At 57.8% G+C, this 26,332-nt stretch carries 21 protein-coding genes; 14 read left to right on the top strand and 7 right to left on the bottom strand.

The features are described 5' to 3' along the window. The first annotated feature begins 76 nt into the window (after positions 1-76). From EXY20_RS04170 to EXY20_RS04160, 3 genes are all read left to right on the top strand, one after another. A complete protein-coding gene (locus tag EXY20_RS04170) occupies positions 77-1,393 on the top strand; it encodes an SGNH/GDSL hydrolase family protein (RefSeq protein WP_135547984.1) in 1,317 nt (438 codons plus the stop codon). Between the two features lie 49 nt (positions 1,394-1,442). Then, entirely contained in the window at positions 1,443-2,312 is an 870-nt protein-coding gene (locus tag EXY20_RS04165; RefSeq protein WP_135547981.1) for a sugar phosphate isomerase/epimerase family protein, read from the top strand. Between the two features lie 551 nt (positions 2,313-2,863). Continuing rightward, positions 2,864-3,646 (top strand): alpha/beta fold hydrolase, encoded by a 783-nt coding sequence (locus tag EXY20_RS04160; protein ID WP_135547979.1) that lies wholly within the window; start codon positions 2,864-2,866, stop codon positions 3,644-3,646. Between the two features lie 39 nt (positions 3,647-3,685). Here EXY20_RS04160 and EXY20_RS04155 read toward each other — a convergent pair whose 3' ends face one another. From EXY20_RS04155 to EXY20_RS04130, 6 genes are all read right to left on the bottom strand, one after another. Continuing rightward, positions 3,686-4,393: an ABC transporter permease gene (locus EXY20_RS04155; RefSeq protein WP_135547977.1), complete on the bottom strand. Its 708-nt coding sequence runs from the start codon at positions 4,391-4,393 to the stop codon at positions 3,686-3,688. Next, positions 4,390-5,235: an ABC transporter ATP-binding protein gene (locus EXY20_RS04150; RefSeq protein ID WP_135547975.1), complete on the bottom strand. Its 846-nt coding sequence runs from the start codon at positions 5,233-5,235 to the stop codon at positions 4,390-4,392. The genes EXY20_RS04155 and EXY20_RS04150 overlap by 4 nt, the downstream gene beginning before the upstream one ends. Before the next feature lie 138 nt (positions 5,236-5,373). Further along, positions 5,374-6,159, bottom strand: a complete 786-nt coding sequence (locus EXY20_RS04145) for a LytTR family transcriptional regulator DNA-binding domain-containing protein (RefSeq protein WP_235885345.1) — start codon at positions 6,157-6,159, stop codon at positions 5,374-5,376. 192 nt (positions 6,160-6,351) lie between these two features. Continuing rightward, on the bottom strand, positions 6,352-7,890 hold the full coding sequence (locus EXY20_RS04140; RefSeq protein ID WP_135547971.1) for a sigma-70 family RNA polymerase sigma factor: 1,539 nt from the start codon (positions 7,888-7,890) through the stop codon (positions 6,352-6,354). 76 nt (positions 7,891-7,966) lie between these two features. Next, positions 7,967-8,887 (bottom strand): hypothetical protein, encoded by a 921-nt coding sequence (locus tag EXY20_RS04135; protein ID WP_135547969.1) that lies wholly within the window; start codon positions 8,885-8,887, stop codon positions 7,967-7,969. Then, positions 8,871-10,814 carry an AAA family ATPase gene (locus EXY20_RS04130; RefSeq protein ID WP_135547967.1) on the bottom strand — a complete coding sequence of 648 codons (1,944 nt, stop codon included), beginning with the start codon at positions 10,812-10,814 and terminating at the stop codon, positions 8,871-8,873. The genes EXY20_RS04135 and EXY20_RS04130 overlap by 17 nt, the downstream gene beginning before the upstream one ends. Before the next feature lie 334 nt (positions 10,815-11,148). On the opposite strand from EXY20_RS04130, the gene EXY20_RS04125 reads away from it, so the two are divergent. The 7 genes from EXY20_RS04125 to EXY20_RS04095 all read left to right on the top strand — a co-directional run bounded on the left by EXY20_RS04125 (position 11,149) and on the right by EXY20_RS04095 (position 19,285). Next, on the top strand, positions 11,149-12,141 hold the full coding sequence (locus tag EXY20_RS04125) for an ABC transporter permease (protein WP_135547965.1): 993 nt from the start codon (positions 11,149-11,151) through the stop codon (positions 12,139-12,141). 9 nt (positions 12,142-12,150) lie between these two features. Further along, the gene (locus EXY20_RS04120) at positions 12,151-13,011 is read left to right on the top strand and encodes a carbohydrate ABC transporter permease (RefSeq protein ID WP_135547963.1); all 861 of its coding nucleotides are present in this window, start codon (positions 12,151-12,153) and stop codon (positions 13,009-13,011) included. A 102-nt stretch (positions 13,012-13,113) separates the two neighbouring features. Further along, a complete protein-coding gene (locus EXY20_RS04115) occupies positions 13,114-14,682 on the top strand; it encodes an ABC transporter substrate-binding protein (RefSeq protein WP_135547961.1) in 1,569 nt (522 codons plus the stop codon). A 76-nt stretch (positions 14,683-14,758) separates the two neighbouring features. After that, a complete protein-coding gene (gene dat / locus EXY20_RS04110; protein ID WP_135547959.1) occupies positions 14,759-15,589 on the top strand; it encodes a D-amino-acid transaminase in 831 nt (276 codons plus the stop codon). After that, positions 15,589-16,824 (top strand): MFS transporter, encoded by a 1,236-nt coding sequence (locus EXY20_RS04105; RefSeq protein ID WP_135547957.1) that lies wholly within the window; start codon positions 15,589-15,591, stop codon positions 16,822-16,824. Before dat ends, EXY20_RS04105 begins: the two co-directional genes overlap by 1 nt. Positions 16,825-16,925: 101 nt before the next feature. Beyond that, positions 16,926-18,464, top strand: coding sequence for an ABC transporter substrate-binding protein (locus EXY20_RS04100; protein ID WP_167858972.1), 1,539 nt, complete (start codon positions 16,926-16,928; stop codon positions 18,462-18,464). Beyond that, positions 18,461-19,285: a sugar phosphate isomerase/epimerase family protein gene (locus EXY20_RS04095; RefSeq protein WP_135547953.1), complete on the top strand. Its 825-nt coding sequence runs from the start codon at positions 18,461-18,463 to the stop codon at positions 19,283-19,285. The genes EXY20_RS04100 and EXY20_RS04095 overlap by 4 nt, the downstream gene beginning before the upstream one ends. A gap of 708 nt (positions 19,286-19,993) precedes the next feature. Here EXY20_RS04095 and EXY20_RS04090 read toward each other — a convergent pair. Continuing rightward, on the bottom strand, positions 19,994-22,420 hold the full coding sequence (locus tag EXY20_RS04090; protein ID WP_135547952.1) for a helix-turn-helix domain-containing protein: 2,427 nt from the start codon (positions 22,418-22,420) through the stop codon (positions 19,994-19,996). Positions 22,421-22,642: 222 nt separating this feature from the next. Here EXY20_RS04090 and EXY20_RS04085 point away from each other — a divergent pair, with 222 nt between their 5' ends. The 4 genes from EXY20_RS04085 to EXY20_RS04070 are packed head-to-tail and all read left to right on the top strand — an operon-like array spanning position 22,643 to position 26,288. Further along, complete coding sequence (locus EXY20_RS04085) at positions 22,643-23,452, top strand: M55 family metallopeptidase (RefSeq protein WP_135547950.1); 810 nt, start codon at positions 22,643-22,645, stop codon at positions 23,450-23,452. A 19-nt stretch (positions 23,453-23,471) separates the two neighbouring features. Continuing rightward, a complete protein-coding gene (locus EXY20_RS04080) occupies positions 23,472-24,290 on the top strand; it encodes a PIG-L deacetylase family protein (protein WP_135547948.1) in 819 nt (272 codons plus the stop codon). 46 nt (positions 24,291-24,336) lie between these two features. Next, positions 24,337-25,380: a Gfo/Idh/MocA family protein gene (locus EXY20_RS04075; RefSeq protein ID WP_135547946.1), complete on the top strand. Its 1,044-nt coding sequence runs from the start codon at positions 24,337-24,339 to the stop codon at positions 25,378-25,380. A 14-nt stretch (positions 25,381-25,394) separates the two neighbouring features. Then, on the top strand, positions 25,395-26,288 hold the full coding sequence (locus EXY20_RS04070; protein ID WP_135547944.1) for a sugar phosphate isomerase/epimerase family protein: 894 nt from the start codon (positions 25,395-25,397) through the stop codon (positions 26,286-26,288). Positions 26,289-26,332 lie beyond the last annotated feature (44 nt).

Here is a 26,332-nt window from a genome sequence, read left to right as displayed (position 1 = left end):
CCGGATTTGCAATTCCTTTTTTACTCCTCATGTGTCAAGATGAAACCGATTATGGCATGAAAGGAGCTTGAGCGAAATGGAGGACCGCATCGTGCTGCCGGAACGGTTGTTCATGCTGGCAGGGGACGGGGAGCGGATCGAACAGTTCAATCTGTACTACCGCAATGCCGTGATCGACCTGGCGCCGGACGAGCACGTCAATATCATTTGCGCCTACGGCAGGCAGTTTCGCGATTTTTGGCGGCTGGAGCCAGGCAATGCCGCGCAGCCGTTCGACGCGGGCGCGGCCGCGGCAGGGGAATTTCCGCTGCGGCTGCAGGTATTCGACCGCCGGTTCGCGCTCGTGGCGGAGAAAACGACGCAGATCGTCATCGTGCCGCTGGAGGACAAAGAGGAAACGAAGCTGCTCGGCATCGGCGACAGCATAACCCGCAACGGCGACTACATCGGCCACGCCCGGCAGACGCTGCATTACGTGCGCACCGTCGGGACGCGCACTTACGACGGCGGCGAGGTCAAGCGTGAAGGACGCGGCGGCTGGACGGCGGAGATGTACAACCACCGTACCGGAGCGGCAAGCGACGGCGATTCGCCGTTTCTGTTCCCCGCCGGCAAGCCGGAAGCGACCTATTGGGGCAATACGTCATTCTGGAAGCATATTGTCAGCGTCGACCCGACCGGATATGCTTATGACGGGTACCAGTTGGCGGCGCGGCAGCAGGGCGACCCGAACTTGCCGTACACGTTCGGCGAAGACGGATATCCGCTCGCTCCGAATGTCGGCGACATCGCTTGCGACCCGGAGCTGGGCGATGCCCCGCTGCGGGAATGGGACGGCGAGCGATGGCGGGCGATGGAGCCGCAGCCGGAATGGGAATTCGACTTTGGCCGCTATTTGCGGCGGTTTGGCGTACCGCAGCCGGATATCGTTTCGATTCTGTTCGGCTCGAACGAATTTATGCCGCTGGAGCGGGCGGAGGACGGCCTGGACTCCTTCCTGCACCATATCCAGTTGCTGGTGGACAGCGTCAAGCGGCACGATCCCGAAGTCCGCATCATTCTTAATCTGCCGCTGACGGGAGCCGGGCAAGATGCTTGGGGGCGAAGCGGAGGCTGCAACCGCTCCGAAGCGCGGCATCGGCGCAATATGCAGCAGGTCGCCCGCGCCATGCTGCGGCGCTGGGACAACGACGAGGCGCGCGAGCAAGGCATTCGCATCTGCCCGCTGCTGCTGGTCGTCGATCCGGAGCACGGGTTTTCGGTCGTTAATGAATCGGTGAGCAAATACGTCCCCAAACTGGTGGAGCGGCCCAGCGACTGGGTTCATCCGAATCGCGCCGGGCATTGCCAGATGGGCGACACGCTGGCGGCCGTCATTCAATCGATCGACTGAATCGCCGCACCTGTCGGGCGGCACCATAACTAGGAGGCTTGCAATCGTCATGACACTACCGCTCATCATGCATATCAACTATTGCGAACAAGGGCAATCGCTGGACGAGGCTTGCCGCAAGGCCGTCGACTGGGGTTTCGACGGCATCGAGTTCCGCTGCCGCAACATGCGCCAGGAGGAGCCGAGCGAACAGTATCTGGACCGGATCGAACAGGCGGTGCGTCAATCGGGGCTGAAGCAAGTCGTGTTTGGCGGTCCCGGCATTTCCCTCATGAACCCGGACGCCGGTGCAAGGGCGACCGAAGTGGAATGGCTGTGCGACTTTTACCGGCTCGCCGCCGATCGGTTCCCGTTGACCGTATGCAACGCCATTGGCGGCATCCTGCGCAACCGGGTCGGCAGCATTCCGCTGAATCAATACGCGCTGCACGGCTCATTCGCCGCCGGGCCGGAGCATTGGAGCTGGGCCGCCGAAGGTTTCCGCGCAATCGCTGAGACCGTCTCGTCGCGCGGCTTCCGGATTGCGTTCGAAACACACATGCTGTATCTTCACGATATGCCCGCGGCGACGCTGAAGCTGATCGAAGCGATCGGCAGCCCGGCGGTTGGCGTCAATCTCGACTACGGCAACCTGGTTTATTTTGAGCCGCACGATTCGTTGGAAGACACGATCGACCTTGTCCGCGATCGGCTGTATTACGTACATTTGAAAAACTCCATCGCCTTCCCCGGCGGCACCCGTTTTCCCACGGCGCTGGCCGAAGGTGAAATCAACCACCGCCAGTTCCTGCAGCGCCTGAAAGCGGTCGGCTACGCCGGCCCGATCTGCATCGAAGCGCCGCGCCCCGGCGACCGGGAATGGTACGCGCAGCAAGACGTTGCCTACATCCGCGCCGTCATGCGCGACGTTGGCATTTAAACGCAAGGCACAGGGCCGCCCCGCAGCAGCTTTTTCCGCTGTGCGGGCGGTTTATGCTGCGATAAGCTTCTCCCGCTTCGCTACTTCGTGAACGAGCGTACTCGCGCGCTGCCGCAAGGAGCAGATCCTGGCGAACCGCCCTCCGAGTGGCCCGATTGATTGCTCGGCAACCAAAATAGCCAATAAAACATGGCCTATTTGCCCCAGATCACCCGGCCCGCCTGCAATAGCCAGTGAAAACACTGGTTATTTGCCCTAGATCGCCTTCAAATAGGCACTTCAAGCGAAATAGCCAGTGAAAACACTAGCTATTTCGTGTGGACGGCCCGTTTTTGGCGAAATAGGCAATAAAACATGGCCTTTCTTGCAAGGTGTTAGTCGGCGGATGGGGGGATGGCGCGAATCGATTGGCAACCTGTCCCGCCAACGCGAGCCCAATCGGGGAAGACAACAGTCAAGGTTCGCGTTTTAACCAAATGTGGACCGATGATTTCCCGGCTGCCGATTCGTCTATATCATGGAATCGCCAATCGAACCCGGGGAGAATCGAAATGAAAACGACACTATCCAAGGACGGCACTACGTTAGCGTATGATGTTTATGGCAGCGGTCCCGCCCTTATTTACATTACCGGAGCGAGCTGCTTCCGATCTTTTAAACCGGTCTTGAACGATGCCAAGACGTTCGCCAAGGAATTCGCCGTCTATCATTACGACCGACGCGGGCGCGGCGACAGCGGCAACAAGCTGCCGTACGCGATAGAACGGGAAGTCGAAGATATTGAAGCCATGATTGACGCGGCAGGCGGCAAAGCCAATCTTTACGGTCACTCCTCGGGCGCCGTACTCGCGCTTGAAGCTGCCATGCGGCTCGGCGACAAGGTGAACAAAGTCGTCATGTACGATCCTTCTTATGTACACGACGAGGAGGAAATCGCATCCTACGGCAGGCTGAGCGAACAGGTGCAACAAAAGCTCGACGAAGGCAATAACAAAGCGGCAATGAAAACGTTTCTGAAAGGCATCGGCATGCCAAGCATGTTCGTGTGGCTGCTGCCCTTGTTCCCGGGGTGGAAAACGATGGTCGCGCTGGCGCCCACTCTTGCCTACGATATCGCCTTAACGAAGGATCTGCCGCCGCTCGAACGGGCTGCTCGAGTTACCGTACCAACGCAAATCATCGTGGGCGAAAAAAGCCCGGCCGGCATACACGATGTTTCCATGAAGCTCGCGCAAGCCGTGCCAGGCGCCGAATTTATGAAGCTGGCGGGCCAGAATCACATGGTCGGCGCCAAGGTTATGCTGCCGATCCTCTTGCGGTTTCTCAAATCGTAATCCGAACGGATTCCGGCCGGCTCGTTCGATCAGCAGTTGCTACTCGTCCTTTAACCTCCGTTGATACAGCATCACAGACACAATCGTCAATCCAACCGTCCACGCCAAAATAATGAGCAGGGGCTTTATTATCTCTCCCGTCGTAAAGCCTGTACGTATATCCAGCAAATGCGCAAGTTGACTGCTTGGCGCATAGTCCAGCACTTTGAAAATCGGAACGTCTTTCGCTCGCATCGCTCCATACGGAGCCATGGAGAATACAATAAATACAGGGAATACGGATAACGATGCTTCCAGCAGTGTTTTGGAAAACAGACCGCAGATCGTTCCGGCTGCCGTGTACAGCACAATCGAAAGCATGATTGCTGCGGCAAATGCCCCTATACTGGCCGGCTCATAGCCAAATATAGAAGTAGCAATAGCCAGAACAACAGACGACATGATAAAAACCAACGTGCTTTTCCCGATTAACACGTCCATGGTCGTGGCCGGAGTCATCATTAAGGAGCGCAACGTGTTCCGTTCCTTTTCTTCCGCAATCAAACAGGCCTGTACCAGGCTCGTCAACATCGGAAACGAAAAATTGAGCAAAATACCTACCATTTCAGTCGAAGCAGGAGAGGAGCCTCGAGAAAGAAAGGCGAATAACAGGGGAAACAGCACGACGATGGAAACCGAATAATTGCGGGAAAACTCCTTGTAATCCTTCACAACTATCGCCCGAATACGTTTTAACGAGATGCTCATACCAGCTCACTTCCCGTCATTTGAATGAAGATATCGCCCAGGCTCGGCTCTTTCGTTTCCAACCGATCGATCAAGCCCCGTTTCATCCAGTCGGCTATGCGATCCGCCGCTTCCTCTCCCAGCGGGAGCGCATAGGTTTCCCCATTTCGCAATTCAACCGAAACGACGTTATCCCGATATTGTTTTTTAAGTTCCTTCGGCGAGCCGATGATTTGGATTTGCCCTCGATACAGAATCGCTACCCGGCTGCACAACAGCTCGGCCTCCGCCATATCATGCGTGGTCAGGAAAATCGTGGTCCCTTTTTCGTTCAGGTAGCGCAGTCCTTTATAAATCTGTGCCGAGTTTACGGGATCCAACGCCGATGTGGGTTCATCCAGGAATAACAATTCCGGCTCATGAATGATCGCGCATGCCAACAGAGCACGTTGACGCATCCCTTTCGACAAGACTTGAACCTTCTTTTTGCGCTCGCCGCTCAGGTTGACGAATCGCAGCGCCTTGTCGATTGCGGACTCGGGAAGATCGTACAATTGGCGGTACAACTCCAGGTTTTCCTCTATCGTCAATCGTTCGTACAGGCCGCTATTATCCGTCAAAATGCCGAAGCGCATCTTCTGGACAGACTGGTGCATCCTTTCTGCCGGCTGGTTAAAGACGTTTGCCTGACCGCTCGTCGGCTGCAATTGCGCCGTTAAAATCTTGATCAAGGTTGTTTTTCCGGAACCGCTCGGACCGAGGAAGCCGAAAATTTCGCCTTTCGGAATCGAAAACGATACATCCGCCAACGCGTCGTTGCTGCCAAATTTTTTGCGAATACGTTCTACTTGGATTACGTCCATGGGCGCCACATCCTTTGACTGGATGCCTCAAGCATATAAAGATAACCTGCTCCCGGCTATCAAAATCGGCCGAAATGTAGCTATTTCCGCCTGAACGGTACCGATACGGACTTGATTGGAGCGGCTTTTCCCCGAAAATCAAATGTTTAGCAGCGCTTTTAATTCCTGCAGCTTGGTGCGGGATAACGGGACTACGGCGTCTTTGCCTGTCGTCAATCGCAAGCTGTAGCTATTTTTCGTCCAGGTGATGATCTCCCTTACTTTTTGCAGATTCACGATGTAGGAACGATGGCACCGGAAGAAGCCGAAATTCAGCAATCGCTGCTCGAGCTCGGTTAGCGTCAAAGCACAGTCGTAATGTTCTCCACCCACATGAACAAGGATCGAACCTTCCACGCTTTCGATATAATCGATTTCGGGCGGATTAAATAAAATCACTTTATCCTTCCGTTTCGTAGCGATCTTCTGCAAGGTGATATTGGCCTGATCTTGTTCCTGCACTTCTTGCGCTTCTTGCCCTTTCTGCCCTTCCGGCTGCTCCTCTTCCGGGTCGCGAATATCCAGTGGATGCAAGCCGAACTCGTTCAGACGATAAATGGCATCGCAGGAAATAATGGCGTCTTCCAAATTCGAGGTTAAAATCAAAAGCTGCTTTTCTTGCGATAGGTCATCCAGAATCCGTTTAAATTGACGACGATCTTGTTCTTCCAGGTAAAAATAGGGCTCCTCCAGCACCAGCGCAGGCTGATGCGCAAAAAAGACGCGCAGCGACGTCACATACATTCTTTTCGATGCGCTGAGATCCTTGATTTTTACTTTCCGTTCGGCTTTTAAATCAAAATAGTCCAGCAACGAAGCGACTTGTTCGTTCCGCTCCGTTACCCGGTTCAGAAACGCGATCAGCTCCTCCACCGACAAACGCATATATTCGCCTTGTTGGGCCCGAAACAAATAATACCGGGAATGATCCGCCACCTGGTTCATGAGAAGCTGCTTTCGTTTCAGGTCCGTTATAATGCCAATCGAATGGTTCGCGGCCATGGGCAATTCGATCTGCGGCAGAAATAACTCGCCATTCTCATACACGGGTTGAAATTGCATGCCGTTTAGTCCTCTCTATTCCCGATAAACCAACCGCTTGCTCGCGGCATCCCAGCGCCATGTCGGATTGCCGTGCAGCCGTAAGCCGCCGTACCACTCGTCGATTCCTTTGACCGTTACCCAGTCCGTTGCTCCCGCCGCGGCTTCCCTCCCAAGCTCCGTTAACGCAACAACGCATCGGTCCGGATCGCCGGGCAACGAAAAGCTTCCTTGCATTTCCAATAGCGCATGCGGTTGTTCCAACATACATCTCAGGCGATACCAGTATTCCAAATCTCCCATGCCGAGCAGGCTGATCCGATTCCCGATTTCCGCAAACAACGCCCGGGGCGTATTCACCCCATGCCGAACGAGCTCCAGAGTGGTCTGCTCGACGATCCCCAGACCGTTCATCGCGGAGGGGAGACGAGCCAGGTGCGCTTCAAGCGCCGCATGAGCATAAGGCAGGGCCGATGTGTCTTCCTGCGTGATTTCCACATGCCGCGCGATGTCCGGAGAAGCGTAGGCTTCCCAGATTGATTTGCCCGTTTCGAGTTCCTTCGGACCGATCTGCCGCCATGTGCCGGACAAACCCGCGAGTTGTTTCGGTGTCAGCTGCCCCAGTCCTTTGAACAATTCGATGCCCGGATAGCTGCCCACACACAGCAGACTGAGCTTGGTATCGCCGAGCCGCTGCGCCGAGAACCAGTGCAGCAGCCGGCTCAGCATCAGCTGATCGAACAGATCGTGCTCGAACCACAACACCACTTCCTCATACTTGTGAAAATGATGCAGCGCCTGCTCTTGCGACTTGCATGCCGCCTCATACTCTTCGGCCGGGATGCCAAACGTTCTCGCCAAATAGTCCTTGCGGAATGTCTCCGGCTCATCCCTTTCCAGAAAAACCGGGCCTACCGGGTACACTTCCCTCCAGACCAGAATATCGCCGCGAATGTTTCCTTTCCTCAGCTTGTCGCCGACATGATCCCCGTTTACGATATGAAGCATCGATGCTCCTCCTTCGCCGATATCATTGAACATGGATACAGAGTCGGTAACGAACAGCGCGGATCGCAGCTTTGTTCGGGCGTCGAACAGCCGTTTCTTGAGCGCGGAAGGAGGGACGTTCAGAAAGCCGGATACTTCCTTGATGGAATAGCCTTGAAAATAATACAAGTGGACGGCCTGCTTTAATGGACCGGATAATCCTTCTACGGATTGATGAAGCTTTCGGTACCATTCCCTTCGTTCCGCGATCCGCTCCACATCGTATGGTTCGGTTTCCGTGATGTTGGCATCATGCAACGCGATCGTCGCATGCTTCTTCCGGCGAAGAAGACGATGGCATTGTCGTTCGACAATGGTCTTGAACCATCCGGGGAACGCTTCCGCCTGTTGCAGCTTGCCCAGATCGGCGTAAGCCGCCGCGAACGCTTCCTGCACCGCATCCTCCGCCAGCGGCCGGTCGCCCAGCTTCGCATACGCCACGGAAAAAGCCATTCCGCCAAAATGGCGCACGATCTGCTCCCAAGCGTTCGGTTCGCCCAGTCGGGCTTTTTCGATCCACATCTGCACTGCTCGCACCTCCTCTGCAGCAGATTCTATATGCAAGGTGCCAGTAGGGCGGCAGAAGGTTACATGGAACGTCCAATCACTTCTGCCATTTATCCATTTCGATACTCAGAATATCTCGTGTGAGTTTGGATAGCGGCCGCTTGAGATGATCCGTTGCTTCCGGCGATAAACCGAACAGAATTTGTACGGTTTCCTCCTTGCTCCAGGTCAAGTCGGGATAATCGCCTTGATACTCGCTCATTTTATAATGATCGTACAGGCGCACCTTTTTTATAATCTCATAAGCAATATCCGTGTGCATCGTGTAAGGCAGTTCAAGCTTAAGCTCGGCAAACTGCTGCTCCATCTCCTCGTTGCAGCACTGAAAGGTGAGCTTGATGTCCCGTTTCGACTGCAGGTAATCCCCATTTTGAGGCTCCCAGCCAAACGTCACCAGGTCTGTTTCGATGGTTTCGTCATAAGGCGAAATAGAGAACTGTTTGGTATGCTTGGTGTGGTTGCATGAAGGGCAGACGGGAATCAAATTATAGAAACACAACGAGAACAACGGGAATGTATATTTATCGTAAAAGTGGTCGATCTGGCAGCCGGCTTTTTTCACATTCTTATAGGAACGGGTATCGATGTAATTGCGATTGCAATAAGGACATACGGTTATTTCAAGCTGCTCAACGAATTGTATCGCATTGTATCCCTTGGAACCGAGCATTTTATCGGCCAGACTGAAGGAGTGGTTATACACGGCGCGAAGCTTATCGCTGCATGATTGATAATTGTTTAACCGAACGATAGCCGGATAGTTTTCCTTCAGTTCTTGCAGCTTTTCCGCCCTTGCCTTAATCAAATTTTCAAATGAAAATCCGGGTTCGATCTGCCGGCAGAACGCCGCAATTTCCCCAAACTTCACCTTGTTTGTATAATGGCGGAAATGTTCCTCCACATGCTTCCAATGCTGGTTCGCCAAAGCGTCCAAATCCCTGTTATTGATTCGAATCATGCCGGGAATCCTCGTCTTTCAACATGTTCAACAGCTCCTGCAGATCCCTTATTTGCTGCTCGATGGTTTGCCGCGGGTTTGCTTGTTTCGTCCACTTCTTACGACTCATTATCGTTTCCAGCTTGCTCTTCAGCAGATCGTCGCCAATCAGTTGAATAAGGTTTGCGTGGTACGCTATCTTCTCCTCGCTAACCTCCGGATTGTTGTGGTTCAAAAAGGCAATCGTCTCGTTTACCTTCTGTTTGGCGTATTCCCCTACGGTGCTGCTCATGAAAAAATCCTGGGACAATATCGTATGGATGTGGTTGGCAAATGTAGGATTCCTTAAGTCGACCACTCTGCTGATCCCACCCTCGCCCGATTCCAAAGCGATGATATGCTCCTTGCTCACATCGGACAACATGAATGGGGAGTGGGTGGTGAGAATGATCTGATAGTGCTCCAACCACTCCAATGAATGGAGGAGCTTGAGCAAGTCATGCAAAAATCTTCTGCTCCACTCGGGGTGCAAGGATTGATCCGGTTCATCGAGCAGCAGGATGATCCCGCTATACTGCCGATCTTCATTGACCCAATAGAAGCGGCTGATGAAATCAATGATTTTTTTCTCGCCTTCGCTCAGGTTTTTAACCTGAATGGACAGATTGCCCATCCATAAGCACGGAGTGGCTTCGAATTGATCCAGAATCGCGCATAACGAGGCGATATGTCCGTGTCCGTCCCGATCCTGCTCTATTGTTTTGGAGCTTTTGCTGAAAAGATACATTTCACATTCGCTATGAAAAAAATAATCCGGTATAGCGTTTAGCGACCCGTAGATAAATTCCAAATAGTCTCCAAAGATAGTACCAAAATCGCTGTCAACAAAATAACGTTTCAAATCATCATGATCGCTGCGGGAATCGGGGTAGGAGCGCAACAAGATTACGATCTGTTCGACCAGTTTGCGATAGAGTTTCAAATAATAGCGGGTATAATCGCCAAAGACATCACCGCTCTTGTCGACAGGGATGTTCGTGTATTCCTCAACGAGGACCTTCTCCCAGTCTTCCTCTGTATTGTCGATAAATTCGAAAGCATAGCAGACATTTAATAGATAAAGCATTTGAAGAATAAATTGCTGTTTAATGGATAACTTTCGTTTCGTTTTTTTGTCGATCGCTTGAATGGATGGCGCTACGAAGGTTCTTTCCGCTTCGGTTTGCGTTATCTCCGACAGATGAAGCATAACCTCGGGGCGAGCGTCTGCCCCAAAATATTCGGTCTGCCCAAGCTCTCTGAAAAATTGATGCATGGCACGAAATTGATTGGAAACGCCGCCCGACAGTCTGCTCCTGTTGAATAAGTTTATCGGGTTGTCCCATTTATCCAATTCCATTAAGTTGCGTTCTTTTCTGGCGGGCTGCAAGAACCGATTGTTGAAGTCAAGCTCCCGTTTATATTGCAAGATAACCGTTTTTTTTGTTTCCGCGAGTACCCCTGTTTCATCGTCTTGATCATCGCTGTCGATTGGAATGATGCTTACAGGTAGCTTATTGCGGATTTCGATGCGAACCGTGAACGTGTTGTTCTGGAAAGGGTACTCCGAAAATTTGGCCTTAAACAATGATGTGTTGACTCCCTCTGCCAGAAACAGGTTGTCCCGCAAATGATACAGGAGGAAATAAGATTGGTTCTCCGACTCCCGATAGATCGATTGATGGAGAAGATCCAGGATATTCGATTTGCCTGCGCCATTCTTGCCAACGATCACCGACAATCCCGTAAGCTTGTCTTCGTGCTGGAACAGGTTAAACCGATTCCTGCGTTCCTCGATTTCAAGAAACCCCGTTCTGTGATCAAAGTCAATGAGATAGCGGTTCGTGAACGATAACGATTGGTTGCGAAAATTTCGAAATTTGCCGATATGAGCATAAATCAGCTCCATCCAGACCCCTCGCTATTCTCCATTGTGTATGCCTTGCACTAGTTGGTATCTGTTCATTTTACTATGTTTGGGTATATCTTCCTACCTGAAAATAATCCCCGTGCTGCCGTCAGCCAGGTCATGCCAGGCGCGGTTTTTTTGCGCTGCGCCTAACATGCGATATCGGACATTTACTGGCATTTGGCGGTTTGGCGGCCAAATCGCAGTTTATGCTTCACTTTGCAATAGGCGCTGCCGGCCGGCCATGCTACGCTCGGAGTCAATCAGAGCCGAAGGAGAGACACGACATGATTCAATCGGACCACATTCGACACGCCGGCGGAGGGCGACTGCCATGAACGCCGCAAAAGCCGATAACGCCGAACTCGCTGCCCCGCAGCCGGCCCCTCGCCGCCGCCCGGGACGGGCGTGGCGGACGCTCCGCCGCAACGGCGAACTGCTGACGCTGTCGCTGCCGGCCATGCTGCTGCTGTTCCTGTTCGCGTACGCGCCGCTGCCGGGCCTCGTGCTGGCGTTCAAAAAATACAATTTTACCCGCGGCATCCTCGGCAGCGAGTGGGTAGGCTTCCGCAATTTCCGCTTCTTCTTCGCATCGCAGGACGCTTTCGTCATTACGCGCAATACGATTTTGTACAACTTGACGTTCATCGTGCTGACGACCGTCATTGCCGTTGCGCTGGCCATTCTGTTCAAGGAAATCAGCCGCGGCTGGATCAAGATTCACCAGACGATTCTGTTTCTGCCTTATTTTCTTTCGTTCGTCGCCGTCAGCTACGTGGCGCTGTCGTTGTTCGATTACGGAGACGGCATTACGCATGCGAGCGGCTACGTCAACAAGGTGCTGGCGCTGTTCGGCCACCAGCCGATCCAGTTTTATTTCGAGGCCCAATATTGGCCGTTCATCCTGACCTCGTTCCAGCTATGGAAAGGGATCGGCTTCGCCACGCTAATTTATTTCGCCGGGCTGCTCGGCATCGATCCGAGCTACTACGAAGCGGCCGGCATGGACGGCGCTTCCAAATGGCAGATGATCCGCCACATCACGATCCCGCTGCTGACGCCGCTTGTGCTGATCTTGTTCATTGTGGCGCTCGGCGGCATTTTCCGCTCGGATTTCGGCCTGTTCTACTTCATTCCGAACGACAGCAGCTTCCTGTACGCGGTGACCGACGTGATCGACACGTACATTTACCGTTCGCTGCTGCGGCTCAACGACACCGGCATGTCGACGGCGATCGGCCTGTTCCAGTCGACGGTCGGCTTCCTGACGGTAGTCGGAGCCAACGCCATTATTCGCAAAATCAACGACGAAAATTCGCTCTGGTAGGTGGAACGCATGAAACATGCCGTCAACGCTTTTTTTATCGTCCTGTCGCTTGCGTTCGTGTTCCCGCTGGCGCTGATCGTGTCGATTTCGTTGTCCAGCGAACAATCGCTGCTGAACGACGGTTATCTGCTGATCCCGCGGGAAATCAGCTTCCAGGCGTACCACATCATTTTCAAGCAGCCGCAGCAGCTGTTGCACGCCTACGAGGTGACGATTGCGGTTACCGCTATCGGCACTGTGGCCGGCCTGCTGTTCACGGCGATGATCGCGTTCACCCTGTCCCGCAAAGATTACGCGTTCCGCAAGTTCACCACCGTGTACATTGTGATTCCGATGCTGTTCAGCGGCGGGCTCGTCCCGTTCTACATCATGGTGTCGCAATATTTGCACCTGAAGGACACGCTGCCGGCGCTTATTTTGCCCGGACTCATCAGTCCGTTCTACATCCTGATCATGAAAGGCTTTCTCGACAAGCTGCCCGGCGAAATGTTCGATTCGGCCAAGATGGACGGCGCCGGCGAGTTCCGGCTGTTCGCGACGATCGTGCTGCCGCTGTCCACGCCCGCGCTGGCGACGATCGGGCTGTTCATTTCTTTCTCCTATTGGAACGACTGGTGGCTCGGGCTGCTGTTCATCGACAACAAGGACTTGGTGCCGCTGCAGCTGCTGCTGTACCGGATCATGAATTCGATCAATTTCATGACCAGCGAAATCAACAAAAACATTATCTTCATCGACATGTCGCAATTTCCGAGCCTGTCGACGCGGATGGCGATGGCCGTGCTGGCGGCCGGCCCGATGATGTTCGTTTTTCCGTTCTTCCAGCGTTACTTCGTTTCCGGGCTCACCGTAGGCTCGGTCAAAAACTGACGTTCCCGCCGGGTGAAGCGGAATCCGCGAAAGGAGGCGAATCGCGCGGAACGGATTCCGATGCCATATACACGAACGATCCAAATGGAGGGCTGAACACACATGTACAAATCGAAAATGATCCAAGCGGCGCTGCTTGTTGCCTGCTCGCTGCTCGTCGCAACGGCGGGCTGCTCGACCAAGTCGGGCAACTCGGGCAGCAAAACCGATCCGTCCCCGTCCGCAAGCGGACAGGCGGCGAGTCCGAGCGCTTCCGCAGCCAGCGCGCTGCCGAGCGGAGCCGACACAAGCAAGCCGGTGGAGCTCATCTGGTACTACCCGAATCCGGAAGTGCCGAAGGATGTCAAGCTGGTGCAGGACGCCGTGAGCAAAATCGCCAAAGACAAAATCAACGCCACGGTCAAGCTGATGCCGATTCCTACCGGCGAGTACAACGATAAAATGAACGCCGTCGTCGGTTCGGGCGAAAAGGCCGATATTATCTGGACGTCCAGCTGGGCGTTCAGCTATATCACCAATACGGCCAAAGGCGCGTTCGCCCCGCTGGACGAATTGTTGGCCAAATACGGCAAAGACATCATGCCGCTGGTGCCGAAATATTTGAGCGAAGGGGTCAAAATTGGCGGTGTCACCTATGCGGTGCCGAACTACCAGACGATGACGACGATCCCGGGTTACATTGTGCAGAAGGAGTACGTCCAGAAGTACGGCCTCGACACCGCCCAGGTGAAGAAATCCAAGGACCTGGAGCCGTTCCTTGCGCAAGTGAAAGCGGGCAGTCCGGGCGTCATTCCGTTCGCCGTCGACAAGAGCGGTCCGCTCTCCGCGATGATCAACGATTACGACTACCGCACCGTTCTCGGCGGCATCGCCGTTATCAAGAAGTCCGATCCGTACAAAGTGCTGAAGATGTCGTTCGTGCCGGAATACGACACCTATCTTGACACGGTTCGCGACTGGTACAAGAAAGGCTACATCAACCAGGACGCGCCGACGTTGAAAACGATCAACGACGTGAAGAAAACGGGCAAGGTCGTTTCCCTCTTCAGCAGCGCCCTGAACCCGGGCGGCGAGGCGACGGAAGAAACGCGCAACGGCGGTCATCCGGTGCAATACATCGTTACCGGCAAGCCGCAGGTGACGACCGACGACATTCTCGGCACGCTAAACGCCATCAGCGCCAAGTCGGAGAACAAGGAACGGGCGATGATGTTCCTGAACCTGGTCAACACGAACAAGGAGCTGTACCACTTGCTGGCGCTTGGCATTGAAGGCAAGCATTATACAAAGAACGCCGACGGCACCGTCAAGCTGATCAAGGACAGCGGCTACATCACCAACGTCGACTGGGTGTTCGGCAATACGTTCAACGGCATGCAGCCGGAGGAAAAAGGGCTGAAGGTGCTCGAGGAGACGAAGAAGCTGAACGAATCCGCCGAAGCGTCGCCGATTCTCGGCTTCGTCTTCAACGCCGATCCGGTCAATACGCAAATTTCCAACGTCGGCACGGTCAACGACAAATACCAGCCGGCGCTGAACACGGGCGCGATCGACAAGGGCGAGCTGCTCGCCGAATTCCGCGAGAAGCTGACCGCCGCCGGCATCGATACGATCATCGCCGAAATTCAGAAGCAGCTTGACGAATGGGTCAAAGCGAACAACAAAAAATAACGGCCGTCTGCGGACGGAGCACGCGCTCAGGGAGCCGCAGCCGGCTTCCTGGGCGTTATTGCGGGAGGAGACCAGCATGATCCTGTTGAATGACCGTTTCGTTCCGAACGAAGAAGCGCGGGTGTCGCCGGAAGACCGCGGATATTATTTTGGCGACGGGGTTTACGAGGTGTTCCGCATCTACGGCGGCCGGATGTTCGAGCCGGAAGCGCATTGGACGCGGCTCGCGCGCAGCGCACAGGAGACGCGAATCGCGCTGCCGCGGCCGATCGAACGGCTGCGGGAGGAGCTGGAGCAGCTAGCGGGCATGGAGCAAATCGACACCGGCACCGCCTACATCCAGATCACGCGCGGCGCCGCTCCCCGATCGCATCCGTTTCCCGCCGGCGTCCGGCCGGTCGTGTACGCGTACTGCACGACGCTCGAACGGCCGCTGGCGTCGATTCGCGACGGCATCTCGGCGCTGACCGCGCCGGACATCCGCTGGCTGCGCTGCGATCTGAAGACGCTCAACCTGCTGCCGAACGTGCTGGCCAAACAGGCCGCGCTCGACCGCGGCGCGGACGACTGCATTTTCCATCGGGACGGCGTCGTTACCGAATGCGTCGCCGCCAACTTGCTGATGGTCAAGGACGGCACGCTGCATACCCATCCGGCGAACCGTCTTATCCTCGGCGGCGTCACGCGCGAGGTGACGCTGCGGCTGGCGAAGTCGCTCGGCATTCCGGCGGTGGAGGAGCCGTTCCGCGTCGACGCGCTTATGCGGGCGGACGAAGTGTTTCTCTCCGGCACGGTGATGGAAATTACGCCAATCGTACGGATCGATGGCCGGAGCATCGGCGACGGCAAGCCCGGCCGGCTGACGCGCGAGCTGCAGCGCGCTTTCGGGCGGCTGCTTCCGGTCTGATGCGCGGTTCGCTGCAGCTGCTGAAGGGGTATCATTTTTTTACCTATGGCTCGTTTGCGCTGTTATATGCGTTTGTACCGATCTACCTGGCCCGGCAAGGCATTGGCAAGCTGCAGATCGGCTTGCTGATGGCCGGCGGGCCGCTCGTTTCGGTCGCGGCCAACCCGGTTTGGGGCTACTGGACCGACCGCACGCAAAATCATCGCGCCACCGTCATCTGGCTGCTCGTCGGGAACGCCGCGCTGGCACAAGGCCTGTTTCGCATATCCGGGTTTGCGCCGCTGTATGCCGTCATGCTGCTGTTCTTCTTTTTCCAAAGTCCGATGTACGCCCAGGGCAGCAGCCTGACGCTGCACGCGATTGCGGGCACGCCGCACAAGTTCGGCGCTTTCCGCCTCTGGGGCTCGCTCGGCTACGCGTTCGTTGCGCTTGGAACCGGCGCCGCCCTGCAGCGGTTCGGCTGGGACCGGCTGTGGCTCGCGTATACGCTGCTGCTGGCGCTGGCGTTCGCGTGCGCCGTCTTGATGCCCGGCCCCGGCGTCAGGCGCGGCGAACGGACCGCGGCCGCCTTGCCGGCCCGGCAGCTCGGTTCCGTTTTCGGCAACCGGATCTTTCTGTTTTTTATCGCGCTCGGCGTTTTCCAGTCGGTGCCCAGCACCATCCACGCCGCTTTCGCTTCCCTGTACGTGCAGGACCTGGGAGGCGACGCCGTGGCGATGGGCTGGGCTTCGTTCTGCGCCGCCGTGTTCGAGGTGCCGGTGTTTCTGCTGCTGGACCGATACGCGAAGCGGGATACCGGCTATTTGACCGCCTGGCTGACGGTCGTCTGCGGGCTGTTCGCCGTCCGTTGGCTGCTCCTGTCGCTGGCGACGAGCGCCGTGCAGGTGCTGTTCGTCCAAGCGCTGCACAGCCTGACGTTCGGCGCTTATTTTTATTTGGGCACGATGCTGACGGCGGTGCTCGTCCCGGACCGGCTGCGGGCTTCGGGACAAGCCGCTTTTGCGCTGACCTGGGGCGGGTTGTCCGGCGTGCTTGCCGGCCTGCTCGGCGGCTGGCTGTACGAAACGGCGGGCGCGGCGGCGATGTACCGGGTCAATGCGGCGATCGCGCTGGGCGGCCTGGCGGGTTTCGTGCTTTTACACCGGCTGGTCAAGGCCGAAGGCGCGGCGCGAGCGGCGCAAGGACCGCAAGGACCGCAAGGACCGCAAGGACCGCAAGGAACATCGCAAAAATAATCGTTACGGCCGCTGCGCCACCGGCAATATTGTTGCTTGCGCGTTCCCCGAATCCATTATAATAAAAGCATGGACAAGGATGGCGGGGAGGCAACATGCCGATGCTTACCTTCAACAAACGGCCGGTCGGATGCGCGGCTGCGGTGTTGTGTGCTTCGCTTCTGCTTGGCGCGTGCCAGAACGGAGAAAGTCGGGAACCGGTGGCGGATCGTGCGGAAACGGGCTCGGCCGGGCCGTCTCCGCCCGCAGCGCTTGCGCCGGCGGAATTGACGTGGTACTACCCGGTGCGGGAGCTGCAGAAGGACCAGTCGGCGGTGGAGGAGGCCGTCAACCGGTATACCCGGGCGAAGCTGAACGCAACGATCCGGCTCAAGCCCGTGGCCATGAGCGAATACGCGCAGAGGATGAACACCGTGCTCGCCGCCAATGAGCCGGTCGACATTTTGTGGGATGCCAGCTGGCTGTTCAACTACATGTCCGCTTATGCCAAGGGCGCGCTGCTGCCGCTCGACGAACTGCTGGACAAGTACGGAGCCGATGTCAAAAAAGCGCTGCCCAAGATGCTGTTCGACACGGCCCGCATCGAAGGCAAGCTGTACGCGATTCCCGGCTACCAGACGATTACGAACCGGGAAGGCTTCTATATCCAGAAGCGCTTCGTCGACAAATACCGGATCGACGTCGCCCGGATCAAAACGTTCGAGGACATGTACCCGTACATGGAGCGGATCAGGCAAGGCGAACCCGGGGTGACGCCGATCATTTTCGACAAGGGCGGGCTGTACGGCTCGATGGCGATCGAGCTTGGCTTCGAATATTTGACCGACACGCTGGTCGGCATCGACGTCGCCCATCCGGCCAAAGCGGTAAACGTTTACGAGCTGCCTGCCTACCAAACTTATTTGAAGCGGATGCGCGAGCTGTATGTGCACGGCTATGTGCCGCCCGATATCGGCACGATCAAGTCGTTCGTGGCGCAGACGAAAACGGGGCAAGTGGCGATGCAGTACCATGCCGTGCTGAAGCCGGGCGGCGAGGAGATGTTCGGCGACCTGTTCGGCGGCAACGCGATGGTGGCGGTGCCGATTACGGAGCCGTACGTCAATAAGTCGCAGGTGATCGGCACCATGCAGTCGATCGCCCGGCAGTCGAAGCAGCCGGAGCGCGCGATGATGTTTCTCAATCTGCTCAACACCGACCCGGAGCTGTTCAATTTGCTGGCTTACGGGATTGAAGGCAAACATTACACCCGCGTTTCGGCGGGGACGGTGAGGCCGATTCCCGGCAGCGGCTATGCGGAGAAGATCGATCACTGGGTATTCGGCAACGTGTTCAACGCCTATACGACCGAAGGGCAAAATCCGGCGGTGGCGGAAATGACGCTGAGGATGAACGAATCGGCCAAAGCGTCGCCCGTGCTCGGCTTCACCTTCAACCCGGAGCCGGTGCAGGCGGCCATCGCCAACGTCACGACGGTCATCGAGGCGTATTGCCCGGCGATGGATACGGGATCGATCGACGCGCAGCTTGTATACGACGAGTTTATCGCCAAGCTGAAGGCGGCCGGCGCCGACGCCATCGTGGCCGAAGCGCAGCGGCAGCTGGATGCCTGGTATAAAGCCAAGGAGGGACGGACATGAAGCTGTCGATTGGCGGCTATTCGTTTAACAAAACCGTGCTCGCGGGGAAAATGGACATTTTTGGCTACCTGGAGACGGTCAAGTACCGCTATCGCCTGGATACGGTCGATCTGTGGAACGGCACGTTCACGGAGCGCAGGGAGGGGCTGTGGGCGCCGCCGGAGGAGTCGTATTTGCGGCTCATCCGCGAGGCGCTGGACGAGAAGGAAATGACCGTTGTCAACTACGCGGTGGACGGTGCCCATCTGTGGGACCCGGATCCGGACAAGCGCGAGGCGCTGGCCCGGAACGCTCGGGCCCATCTGCGCGCCGCCGAGCTGCTCGGCGCCCGCACGGTGCGCATCGACACCGGCACGGACGGGACGATGGAGATGGGCGAGGAGCAGTTCGACTACACGGTGCGCCTGTACCGCGAGTACGCCGAACGTGCCGACGGCCACGGCTACCGCGTCGGCCCGGAGAACCATATGGGGCCGTCGCTCGTTCCCGCCAGCATGAAGCGCATCGCCGAGGCCGTCGAGCATCCCGGGTACGGCATCCTGCTTCATCTCGACCGCTGGAAGCAGGACGCCGCCATCGGCGACAGGCTTGTCGCCCCGTGGGTGTGCCACACCCACTTCGACGGCCGCACGTCCGCTCCCGGCGCGGCGGAGCCGCTCGTCCGCATGCTGCTGGACGCGGGCTACGACGGGTACTGGGGCATCGAATACAACGCCGAAGGCAACCAGTATGCGGAGGTGGAGTGGGCGCTCGCCTCCGTGCGCAGCGCGCTCTCGCGCGTGTACGGCGAGATCAATGGAGCCTCGCGGCCGCTGCAATAGGCGGCGCGGTGCGGGTGGCGCCGGTGCGGCCGGTGGTGCGGGTGGCGCGGGTACGGCGAGGAGCGGGTGGCGTCGGTGCGGTGAGGAGCGGCCGATGCGGGCGCGGAAACCGGAGGAGCGGCGAAATAGCCAATAAAAAATGGCCTATTTGCCCGATTTCTCCCCCTGTAACGAAAATAGCCAGTGAAAACACTGGCTATTGCAACCAAACAGCCCCGAAATCGAGCTTTTCCGCGAAATAACCAGTGATTTCACTGGCTATTTCTTGGCGAGCACCCCATTTTTACGAAATAGGCCATAAAAAATGGCTTATTTTGAATCACGCCCTGTCCAGGCGAGGCAGAAACGGCCCGCGGAGACGCTGCAGTCCACCCTTATTCCGCTCACCGCTCGCCAACCCGCTGCTCTAAGGCTGAAATCAGCCTTATTCCGCTCACCGCTCGCCAACCCGCCGCTGTAAGGCTGAAATCAGCCTTATTCCGCTCACCGCTCGCCAACCCGCTGCTCTAAGGCTGAAATCAGCCTTATTCCGCTCACCGCTCGCGAACCCGCCGCTGTAAGGCTGAAATCAGCCTTATTCCGCTCACCGCTCGCCAACCCGCTGCTCTAAGGCTGAAATCAGCCTTATTCCGCTCACCGCTCACGAACCCGCCGCTGTAAGGCTGAAATCAGCCTTACTCCGCGCTGCTAACCTCGCACCCCACACCCTTACTGCTGGCGAATCGCCTGCTTCACCCGGTATTCCCGCGGCGTGGTGCCGAAGCGCATCTTGAATAATTTGAAGAAATAGCTTTGGTTGCCGAAGCCGACTTTCTCCGCAATTTCCTGCACGCTCAGCTTGTTCTCCTCCAGCAGCTTCAACGCCTGCCGCAGCCGGAATTCGGTGATATACTCCGCGATCGACACCAATTCGTGCAGCCGGAAAATTTTGCCCACATGCGAGGTCGACATTTGCACCGTGGTCGCAATACTTTGCAGGCCCAGGTTCATGTCGGGGTAATTCGCCTCGATAATATCCTTGATCGTATCCACCAGAATCGGGTTGATTCCTTCCGCGCTAGCTTCCTTGCGTTTGGCGCAAATGTCGCGAAACAGCCCGACGAATGCCTCCCGAATCTCCTCGAGCGTCTCCAGCTCGCCGATGCTGCGGTGAAACGCCATCAGGTCGACAGCCGTCTGGCGAACGCTGTTGCCGTTGATTTCGCGAATCACTTTGTTCGTCACGACGACGGCATGCAGCACGAGGTACGAAATGTTCGGATGGCTAAGCTGCGACAAATAGCGGAACAACAACCCGAGCTGCTCCTCGATCAGCGGCATGTTGCCGGACCGCAGTCCTTCGGTCAGATGTTTTTCCGTATCGGCCGGAAACTGGAACGCGTCGTTGCTCATGTTGGACGCGACCATCGCCGGTACGATCACCGCCGATTTGCCGTGCACGAGCCGGTACATGGCGCAATCCAGCGCGCTGCGGTAATGCTCGTCGATGCTGCCGTAAAACGCGATCGGATCGCTGACGGCAACGGTAAACGACAGGCGGTAATAGCCTTCGATCCGCCGCTGCGCTTCGCGAAGCAGTTCCTCCAGCGGCCGGAATTCCTCTCCCGAGGCGGCCGGCGCGTTGACCAGCATGACCAGGTGATCGTTGCGCATGTCGACGATTTCGTTGCGGAAGCGGACCGCTACTGTCTCGCGAGTGATGTTCAGCACGGCGAACTTCAGCAGCCGCTGGTCGCCCGCCGGCAGCTGCTCGAACCGGGCGTAATCGTCGATCTTCAGCACGCACAGCAGCAGCGGCCGCTCCAGATCGACCTCGATCGCGTACGTCTGGCGCAAGCTGTCCCGCTCGGCCGCCGTGATCGTGGCGCTGTCGAGGATCAGCTTGCGCAGGAAAAACGTCTGCATGATCGTTTTGCCGGCGGCTTGCTCCTGCCGGAGCAGGCTGATATCGGCCATCGCCTGGTGGAATTCGCCCCGGATGAAGCTGAATTCGTCCGTTCCTTGCGGCAGCGGCCGGCTGCGGCGCCCCAGCGCCGGGTCGATCTGCTTGAGCGTGCGCTCCACCGGCTTGTACAGCTCGCGGGAAATCACGACAGACACGATGACGGACAGCAGCAAAAAAACGATGACGAGCACGATCGCGGTGGCGCGCATGTTGGCCATCTTGTGCAAGATAAAATCGTACGACTGCACGTTGACGATCACCCAGCCGTTCGTTTCCGAAGAGATGTAGCTGATGATTTTGCGGTTTTTGCCGCTTCCCTGAAGGAAGTAGTCGGCTTGTTTGCCGGTTTCGGCGATATGCCGGCCGAGCATGATTCCGAGCTCCCGCTGCCCGGGGACAGGCTGGTCGTCCGGCCGGAAAATCGCGCCGCTGCGATCCATGATCACGATGCTGCTGTCCGCCTGCGCGGTCAGCTTGTTGATGTTGTTGATGTGGTTAAACAGCCATTCCGTTTTGACGTTGACGACCAGCGTGCTGCTTTTTTTGTACAGGGGGTCCTTGGAGTCGTAAAGGAAAACGGAGAAAAACGGAATCGGCTGATTCGTGTCTCCGGCGGAATCGGCATACATCGGCACGAACTGCAGCTTGGGGATCGAGGCATGCTGGCTCAGGTAGCGGTCCATCAGCCCGCCCATGCCGTCCTCCGTGCAAAATTGTTTGCTCAGCGTGGCGTAGTAGCAATGATTGAAGCTGTTGTAGATCTGGATGGAGTGCACGAAGGAGGAGTAGGCGACCACTTTGTCGAGCCGGTTCAGCTTCGGGGTCAGTTCGAGAATGTCGATTTGCGGGCTGTTCAGCAGCGAGATGGAGTCGGCGTCAAAATAGAGCGAAATCGCCAGGTTTTTGACCAGTTCGTTCATATATTCGATGTTGTAATTGACCTGGCTCAGCACGTTGCGGTTCGCTTCGTCCTGGATGTCGAGCAGCGTGCGCTTCGAATTGTAATATTGGGTGATCGACGAAACGGCGAGAAACAGGAACAGCAGCAGCAAAATGGTCAGCAGCATCTTCAGCCAATATTTGCGCGCCAAATACATCTTCATCGTCCGCATGTCCGTCGTCCCCTTCTCCCTGCGGATGCGGCGGCGCAGTCCCGCCGCGCGCCCGTTTCCACCGTTGGTGTTGACCATTATAACAGATGCCCATTCGCCGCAACACTGCAATCCGAGGCTTATTGTGCAATCTCGGGCAGTGCCGCCAAAACGCAGGGAAGCTTCTCATTTGCAGTTTACCGGGGCGGCCGCAAGCGGCTATGGTGATGCTGAACCGTCCGCACGATCGCGGCGGGGGCGACGCGGGCGGCGGCAACGCCGGAAGGCAAGCGTCGGCAAATCGGCAAGCGGGGTGGAAGCATGAAGGTATACATGATGACCGATCTAGAAGGCGTGTGCGGCGTGCTTGGCTTCGATCAATGGGCCGTCCCGGAGGGGCGCTATTACGACGAGGCGAAACGACTGCTGACGCTGGAGGTCAATGCGGCGATCGAAGGCTTCTGCGCGGCCGGCGCTACGGAAATCGACGTTATCGACGGACACGGGCACGGCGGGATCAACCAACTGCTGCTCGACCGGCGCGCGGGCTACTTGCGCGGGCCCTGGCCCGGACCGTATCCGCTCATGATGGACGAGTCGTACGACGTTATGGCGTTTGTCGGCCAGCATGCCAAGGCGGGAACGCCGTGCGCGCACATGGCGCACACCGGGATGTTCAGCGTGCTCGACTACGAGGTCAACGGCTTGTCGGTAGGCGAATACGGGTTGTATACGATGTGCGGCGAAACGATGGGCATCCGCACGATCTTCGGCTCCGGCGACGAAGCGTTCGCCCAGGAGGCGCAGGCGCTGACGCCGGGCGTGGAGACGGTGAGCGTCAAACGCGGCATCAATCCGGGCAGCGGCGACGAATGCAGCGCCGAAGGCTATCGGCAGAAAAACAACGGCGCGAGGCACATGCATCCGGAGCGCGCGCGCGAGCTGATCCGGGCCGGAGCGGAGCAGGCGCTGCGCCGGTTCGCCGAAGCGCCGGAGACGTTCGCCGCAATCGGCATGCGGCCGCCTTACCGCAAAGTGGTGAAATACCGCAGCGTCGGCGCCAATCCGGCATACACGCTCATTCGCGAGAACGAGCGTTGCCTGATCGAGCTGCTGAACACGTACACGTGAGGAACAAGGAGGAATCGATATGGCAGACAAGCGGCTGCGCGTGTTGATGATCGGGGCGCATCCCGACGACTGCGAGTTCCGCACCGGCGGCATCGGCATCAAATACCGGCAGCTTGGGCACGAGGTCGCTTTCGTTTCCGTGACGAACGGGAACGCCGGGCATCATGAGGCGAGCGGCCACCGGCTGGCGCAAATTCGCCGGCGCGAGGCGGCCGACGCCTGCGCCGTGGCGGGCATCGAATCGCGCGTGCTCGACATCGACGACGGCAAGCTGGAGACCGATCTGCGCACGCGGGAGCGGATCATCAAGCTGATCCGGGTGTACAAGCCGGATCTGATCTTCACGCACCGCCCGAACGATTACCACCCCGATCACCGCAACACGGCCGTGCTCGTCCAGGATTCGGCGTACGCGATTATCGTGCCGGCGATTTGCCCGCTGACGCCGGCGCTCGATTACCGGCCGATCGTGTTGTACATGCACGACGATTTCCGCAAGCCGGCGGTATTCGAGCCGAGCGTCGTCGTCGACATCGACGACGTCATGCCGCTCAAAACGCAGATGCTGCATCGCCACGCTTCGCAGCTGTACGAGTGGCTGCCGTGGACGTCGGGCACGTTGTCCAGCGTACCTGCGGGCGAAGCGGAGCGGCTGGAATGGCTCGGGGAGCGGATGCGGAGGCGGGACGGGCATACGGCCGAGCGGTTCCGGCAGCAGCTGGTGGAGCGGTACGGCGAGGAACGCGGCTCGCGCGTACAATGCGCGGAAGCGTTCGAAGTAAGCGAATACGGCGGTTCTTTGCCGGCGGAGAGGATGTCGTTTTATTTTCCATTCTGAATGTGAATGTACCGGCAATAACGGCAACGGGAGGCAATGAACCAGGATGAAAACGATCAAAGTCGGCGTCATCGGGCTCGGTTCGATTTCGAGCTATCATACGCAGCATTATGCGGAGCATCCGCAAGCCGAACTGTACGCGCTGTGCGATATCAATGAAGCGCGGGCGCAGGCGGCGGGGGCCAAATACGGCGTATCGCGCGTCTATACGGACTATCTCGAGATGCTCGCCGATCCGGCGCTGGAGGCGGTGAGCGTCTGCACGTGGAACGACAGCCACGCCGAGCTGACGATTGCGGCGCTGGAGGCGGGCAAACACGTACTGGTCGAGAAGCCGCTGTGCAAGTCGGTGGAGGAAGCGGAGCGGATCGAAGCCGCCGTCCGGCGCACGGGCAAGCTGGTGCAGATCGGCTACGTGCGCCGCTTCACCTCCAAGGTGCGGACGCTGCGGTCGTTTGTCGACGCCGGCGACCTGGGCGGCATCTACACGGCCAAAGCGTCCACCTTGCGCCGCATCGGCAACCCGGGCGGCTGGTTTGCGGACGCGGAGCGCGCGGGCGGCGGTCCGCTGATCGATCTCGGCGTGCACATCATCGACGTGCTCTGGTATTTGATGGGCAAACCGCGGGCGGCCAGCGTCAGCGGCAACGTTTACCGCAAGCTCGGCAACCGCGCCAACATCCGCAACCTGTCGTACTACAAGGCGGCGGACTTCGATCCGTCCGTCAACACCGTCGAGGACTACGCGAATGCGCTGATCCGCTTCGAGAACGGCGCTTCCCTGTACGTCGACGTCAGCTTCTCGCTGCATGCGAAGCAGGACGAAACGTCGATTCGCCTCTACGGCGACAAGGGCGGCGCGGAAATCGAGCCGGAGCTGGTCATCGCCACGGAGCGGCACGACACGCTGCTCAACCTGACGCCGCAAATCGACGCGCTGCGGGGATACGGGCCGCAGATCGACCATTTTCTCGACTGCTGCCTGAACGGCAAGGAAACGCTTTGTCCGGTGGAGGACGGGGTGGAAATGATGAAGATGCTGTGCGGCATTTACGAGTCGGCCCGTACGGGCCGCGAACTTCGATTGTGACGGGAGGACGGCGCATGGCCGCAAACGGATGGACGAATCGGGTGGGGGTACTGGTGGACAGCTTTCGCGTCGACGTACGCGAAGGGCTGAAGAAGGCGAAGGCGGTCGGTGCGGACGGCGTGCAGCTGTACGCGGTGAAAGGCGAGATGGACCCGGCGAACCTGACGCCGGCGGACCGCAAGGAACTGCGGGACTACATCGCTTCGCTGGGGTTGGAGGTTTCGGCGCTGTGCGGCGATTTGACCGAAGGGCACGGTTTCCAGGACATGAGGGCCAACGCGGGCAAAATCGAAAAGTCGAAGCGCATCCTCGATCTGGCGGTCGAGCTCGGCACCGGCATCGTCACGACGCATATCGGCGTCGTGCCGCAGGACCCGAACAGCCGCTATTATGCGGCGATGCACGACGCCTGCGAGGAGCTCGGGCAATACGCCGCAAGCCTCAACGCCAAGTTCGCGATCGAAACCGGGCCGGAAACGGCTTCGCTGCTGCGGCGCTTTCTCGATTCGCTCGGCACGCACGGCGTGGCGGTCAACTACGACCCGGCCAACTTCGTGATGGTGACGGGCGACGACCCGGTGCTCGGCGTGTATACGCTGAAGGATTACATCGTGCATACGCACGTGAAGGACGGCATTCGCTTCGACAAACGCAATCCGCTGCGGGTGTACAGCTCGCTCGAATACGTGCCGCACGAGGACGACGGGAAGCCGGGCTCCGGCCCCGGCGGACGCCAGGCGCTGGAGACGCCGCTCGGCGAAGGCGCGGTCGACTTCCGCGGTTATTTTGCCGCGCTGCAGGACATCGGTTATACCGGCTACCTGACGATCGAACGCGAGGTCGGCGACGATCCGGAGACGGACATCCGCGGCGCCATCGCGTTCGTCAATCGCTTCCGCAACGGCTGAACTGCACAACGAAGCAAGTTGTGCACTTTTGTCCGCGAAGCGCA

Origin of the sequence: Paenibacillus cymbidii (genome assembly GCF_004764705.1) — a bacterium.
Taxonomy (GTDB): domain Bacteria; phylum Bacillota; class Bacilli; order Paenibacillales; family NBRC-103111; genus Paenibacillus_AN; species Paenibacillus_AN cymbidii.
This window is presented reverse-complemented; position numbering and strand designations above follow the sequence as displayed.